A 5928-nucleotide genomic window follows, 5' to 3' on the forward strand; every position below is an offset into this window, starting at 1 on the left:
TAATATAACTTTAAAAACATTATGTTTATATGATGAAAAAAAAACTAAAATAATCATTGATAAAATATTTCAATGAATTGATAATTTTATTTATAATTTCTTCGATTACAAAATTAAGTTTTATTCAATACAGAAAAAACAAATAATTATTAGAAATAATATATAAACATTTAATAAAACAATATTTATAATATATTAAATATTCTTAGTTAATATGCTTTTTTCAAGCAACATTGTATAAAAAGAAAATAGCTTGAAAAAATTGAAAGGAGGCTTAAAAATGAAAAATAAAGGAATAACTCTAGATTATGACTACGAAAATGATAATCTTTTTATTTTTTTAAAAAATAACAATTATAAATATACTGAATTTTTAAATGATTCTGTGTCAATTGACTTTGATAAAAATGAAAATCCTATTGGTTTTGAAGTAGCAGATGCATCTAAAGAATTTAAAACTCAAAAAAAATATCTTAACAAAATAATAAGTGGAGAAATCAAAGTAATAATCACTGAAAAATACATTAATCTTTCTATGACTTTAGTTGTTGAAATTAGAAACAAATCCATTATAAGCAATATTGAAGTAGTTGAAGATAATTATCTAAGCATTCCGAATACTGAAGTTAGTGTAGCAATAGCTTAACATAATTCAATAAAAAAAAAAAAAAAAAATTAAAAGTATAAAAAAATATTAATTAAAACACTATACTCTCTGTTTCAATTTAATTTTTTTAATAGAGACAAAAAATATTTTATACTCTTTTATTTTTATATAATTATCAGATTTCATCTTAAAGCACCAATTGGTGATATTTTTATGCCATCAGCCCCTGTGTGGCTAATTCCACACCATTACTGATAACTAAAAAGTTTGGCTCTTCTATGTTTAGTTTATGGTGTTTTATATTCTGCTTTATTAAATTCTTAAGTTTAATTAAATCTTTTGCAGCTTTTCTCTTTGTTTCTATTTTAATCTTTCATTTAGGTTTGATTATAATCCAGCACCAAATTTTTGGAACAAAACTTGTCAATCATACCTATAAATAAACTGCAAAAATTAGCAAAAAAATTAAGTCTCAGGCTATAAAAAATTAAAAACAATTAAAAAAAAAAAAAACTTTAAAAAAAACTTTAAAAAAATAATTAGAAAATTCCAAAAAAGCTTAATATCTAAAAAGTTTAGTATCCAAAAACATTTAATAAGATAATTACAATCCCAACTAACATTATTACTATTCCACCAACTGCAAGAATGATCCTAGCAGTTCTTCTCCCAAAAAGAGAAACCCAGCCTTCAATTTTCTGAGTATTAAAAGATTTAGGAGCAGCTTCCTTATCACCAAAAACCAAATCTAAATCAAAATAGCTAGAACAAAAAGCTGAAATTCCTATAACCATAAAAGCTAAACTATATAAATTATAATCTACCATAAAAACACACCACCATCTCACTTGACTTTAATTAAAAATATAATAAAAATATAAAATAAATATTATAATAAATATAATAAATATAAACAAATTTATATTATATATTAGCATGATGATATATTATATATTTTTTTGTGAAAAAAAGTTTAAAAATTGAATAGTCATTTATAGCTATTTATAAAAGAATCCAAAGGAAATATTTCTTCGATTGTGATTAAAATTTCGTTATTATGGATAATATTATAACTTCTACTTAAAAAATCTGCTTCTGTTTTGAAAATTTCTTTTAGTTCTTTATTAGGCTTTTTAATTAGAGCAGACTGAACTTCTCTTCTTGATTCAATATTATATTTTTTTAAAATTCTGCCTATAGGGATATCTGCACTAATTAAATCTTTTTTGAATTCTGGGCTTAATCGTTTTAGTGGGATGTAAGATTTGGCATAGATTAATGGTTTTTTGTCTTTTTTCATAACAACTACTCGATAATTGACTTTTTCACCTTCATTAATATTAAGAATTTTAGCTATCTCTTTATTTCCTTCTTGATACTCTTGTTTAAGCGTTTTTATACTGATCCTACCATTTAAAACATCAAGTATGGTAGTTACAGATCCATCAGTAGCTAAGAGTATTTTTTGTATGTTTGATAGCTTGACCTCTTCTGTTTCAATGCGTTTTATCTCATCCATAATATTAAACTCATTTTTTCCCATATTATCCACTCATTATTTTTGATATTTTTTTTCATAGCATATTATTTTTTCATAGATTAGTATTGATTTATATTATTTTTTAAGTTCAAATCCATGATTTTGAGCTTCTGTTTTGAAAACGATTCCATCATTTCCAATGAATTCTTTCGTTGCTTTTAAAACATCTGCATTGTTTTTATCAATTATTCCATATATGGCTGGTCCAAATGAGCTCATTCCTACACCATATGCTCCAAATTCTCTCATTTTATTCATCAATCCTTTAACTTTCTTTTGTTGGAGATCTATTTCTACTTTCTTAAATCCTAAATTTTGAATCTTGTTGATTGTGTCCCCAAATGATTCTATATTTTTTTCTAAAAGAAATGGCATCAAATTCATAAAAATTAAATGAGATAGTTGTTCAACATCTTTTTTTGGGACTGGACAGTATTCTTGGAAAATATTCACTTCTTTTTTCCCCATTACATTATTGGATTTATTTTGATTAGTAATAGCTATAATCACTTCCCAATCTTCGGGAAAGTCATATCTCCCAATTAAAACCGGAGGTTTTGCTTTTGAAGCTGAAGAGGGCAAAAATTCATTTTTTTCAGCCATACTGTGACCTCCATCAATGATGAATCCCCCTTTTTCAAATGAATATATTCCTATACCAGATGTTCCTCCTCTTTTAAGAATTTTCCCTAATTCTAATCCAGTAATAGCTATATCATTATATTCACAGATTAACTTAGCAGTGGCTAATGATATTTGGGTTCCAGAGCCTAATCCTGTATGAGGGAATAATGTTTCTTTAACATCAAAATGAAATCCAGTTTCTAATTGAAAATGGGAGATAATTCTTTCCGCAGATTCATTTATTTTAGCTATACATTGGCTTTTTACTTCTTTATTTAATTCATTATTAAATTCGTTATTTGATTCTGTATTTAATTCTGTATTTAAGCCATTATTTCCTAAATCTTCACTAAAATCAATTGTTATTTCTTTTTTTTCTGAAGTATCACACTTTAAAGTAAAGCTTGGCTTGTTTATGGTTAGCCCTATACCTCCATCACAGCGAGCATAAGATCCATTTAAATCTATTAAAGCCATATGTATTCTTGATGGTGTTTTAATTATCATATAAATCAATTTATTTAATTTAATTAGTCAATATACATTATTATCATCATTACTATTATTATTGCTCTATTACTATTACTTATTCTATTTTAAGTTATTTTATATAATTTATTAAATATAATTTATATATAATATATATTATTATAATTATTTTACTTTTATATTTATTGCTTTGAGGCTGTTAAAATCTTGGTTAAAACTTTTTTAAAAATTTTATTATAAAATTATTTTGTTTTAATTATTCTTATTTTTTTATTTGTGACACAATCATTGTTATTCCCTAAATTAAGCCCTGTTGAATCTATAGAGAACAATAAAAAAAGAAATGTCATCAAAATTTATCATAATCAAAAACAAATAAAAACAAAACGAAAAATTATTTTATGAAACCATTGTTAATAAATTATTTACAGAAAAATGGCTTGATAAATTTGTAATTTATAAATATAATGATTTATTAATAGAATACATGGAAAACAAGCAGTTTTAATACTATAAAGCAAAATTAATCAGCATTATAATATACTTTCAAGTTTTTCAAAGTAAGTTATAAATCCAAATTAATCTGAAAAAAAGATTTTTAGAACTAATATTTATGTATTTAATTGTGTTTAAAATAAAATCATCCAAAATAAATCAAAACTAATCTAAAATAAGCATAAGTAGTATTATCTAAACAAATACCATATTAATACCAGCAAAAGAAAAAGAATAATAAAATCAATAAACAAACCTAAAAGCTCAGCTAAGCAAAAATACTAAACCAAAACCCATCAAAAAAATTTACAGCACCTAATTTCCAGATTTTTTAATTATGGTTTTTATTATTATTTTTAATAAATTGAGTCATTTTTATTAGTGTGTTTTTATATTATTCAAATTTTATTGTATTATTATTTTAAAAAATATTAAGGAAAAATACTTAAAATGACAATTATTTAACGATAACAGGCTTAACAATCAACTTTTTTTAATTTTCCTCAATAATATCTTTTAAGTTTATTTTTAAGTCACAGTTAAATATAGATTTTTACTTGGATAATAAGCATTATATGTTTCTGTTGTGATTTTTGGACTTAGTAATACTCTTCCTGATTTTTTAGTTTTAAATACTAATTTTATTAAAGAAGTTCCAACTTTAGCTTTTTTGAGAGTCCAAGTAAATATCTTTGTTTTGTCATTGTATTTTTTACTACCTGAACCTAAAGATGTTATATATTTGAAACCTTTAGGTACTTTATAAATCATTTTTGTATTTGTTCCAGAATCTGGGCCATCATTTTTTAGTCTATAATATATAATTACATTAGTTCCTACTTTTGGTTTAGCTTTATTTGATGTGATTTGAATATAAATACTAGCTTTTTTAACTTTTAAAATGGCTGTATTTATTATATCACTACCATATCTGGCAGAAATGGTGTGTTTGCCAGCATCTAGCTTAGAATTATATTTTAATGTAACAATTCCGTTTTTATTAGTTTTATTTGATCCAACTAATTTGTTATCAACATAAAATTTAATTGTCTTATTAGCTATTTTTTTATTATTATATGTTAAAATAGCTTTTAATTGAGTTTTTTTATTCTTATCTACATTTATATTATTTACTTTTAAAAGATAAGCATTCTTAGTAATTGTTAGTTTACCAGTATCAGATGATGGAGAATTAAGGTTATCTCCTAAAAATTTAGCATTAATAGAATATATGCCTTTTACTCCTTTAAAACTAATTTTAACAATTCCTACATTGTCAGTTGTACCCAAATATGTTTTTCCATTAATTGTAAATTCTATACTTTTATTTGGAATACCTTTATTTGAATCATCTTTTAATGTGGCAATTATATTGGTATTACTATTTTCAGAGGATTTTATGTCATTAACTGTAAGTTTTGTTGCTTTTTTTGTATTGTATAACTTAACTTGAATGGTTTTAGTTCCAGCACTACTAGGATAATCTATATCCCATGCCTCAGCTTTTATGGTGTATACTCCATTGGGGACTGAAGCAGTATCCCAATTACACTGCCAACCATCATTTGGATTGCTATCTATTATAACTTTTTTGTAATTATTATGTCCAATAATTTCAAAATTAAGACCTTTATTGTCAATAGCTGTATGAGTCCTAATAGAAGTTTTTATTTTAACAATTCCTGAAACCGTTGAATCATCGACAGGAGATACAAATTTAATTTCTGGAGGAAATGGATCATGGGCAAAAACAATATTAGAAGAGGTCACCATAAACAATAAAATAAATAGTGATATTAAAATAATCTTTTTAAATTTAGTCATAATTTCATCTTATTTTTAATTTTTAATTTAATTTTAATTTAATTTTAATTTAATTTTAATTTTTCATTTTTATTCAGTTATTTTTTTTATTTTAATATTAAACAGTGTTCGTAATTACTTTTTTAGAAATTTTCATGAAAATAATTTCATATAACTCCTTGAATAATAAATGAATAATAAACAAATAATAAACAAATAATAAACAAATAATAAATAAAATATAAATTAATAATTATAATAAAACAATTATCTTATTTAATTAAGTTTTAAAGAATTTATATTATTTTAAATTTAAATTATATATTTTATGAATATTATTTTTTAAAAATAAAATAATATAGATATTTAT

General features: G+C 22.9%; 5 protein-coding genes. 1 reads left to right on the top strand and 4 read right to left on the bottom strand.

Features of this window, described 5'->3' with window-relative positions; translation table 11 throughout:
• Nucleotides 1-280: 280 nt before the first annotated feature.
• Nucleotides 281-646 carry a DUF2283 domain-containing protein gene (locus MBCUR_RS00460; RefSeq protein ID WP_067088851.1) on the top strand — a complete coding sequence of 122 codons (366 nt, stop codon included), beginning with the start codon at nt 281-283 and terminating at the stop codon, nt 644-646.
• A 536-nt stretch (nt 647-1182) separates the two neighbouring features.
• Here MBCUR_RS00460 and MBCUR_RS00465 read toward each other — a convergent pair.
• The 4 genes from MBCUR_RS00465 to MBCUR_RS00480 form a co-directional block, all read right to left on the bottom strand.
• Nucleotides 1183-1434, bottom strand: coding sequence for a hypothetical protein (locus tag MBCUR_RS00465; RefSeq protein ID WP_067088854.1), 252 nt, complete (start codon nt 1432-1434; stop codon nt 1183-1185).
• 161 nt (nt 1435-1595) lie between these two features.
• On the bottom strand, nt 1596-2150 hold the full coding sequence (locus MBCUR_RS00470) for a chorismate--pyruvate lyase family protein (RefSeq protein WP_067088856.1): 555 nt from the start codon (nt 2148-2150) through the stop codon (nt 1596-1598).
• 72 nt (nt 2151-2222) lie between these two features.
• On the bottom strand, nt 2223-3278 hold the full coding sequence (locus tag MBCUR_RS00475) for a beta-ribofuranosylaminobenzene 5'-phosphate synthase (RefSeq protein WP_067088859.1): 1056 nt from the start codon (nt 3276-3278) through the stop codon (nt 2223-2225).
• 1005 nt (nt 3279-4283) lie between these two features.
• Complete coding sequence (locus MBCUR_RS00480; protein WP_067088863.1) at nt 4284-5579, bottom strand: Ig-like domain-containing protein; 1296 nt, start codon at nt 5577-5579, stop codon at nt 4284-4286.
• Nucleotides 5580-5928: the final 349 nt, after the last annotated feature.

It is taken from the genome of Methanobrevibacter curvatus (assembly GCF_001639295.1).
GTDB lineage: Archaea > Methanobacteriota > Methanobacteria > Methanobacteriales > Methanobacteriaceae > Methanoflexus > Methanoflexus curvatus.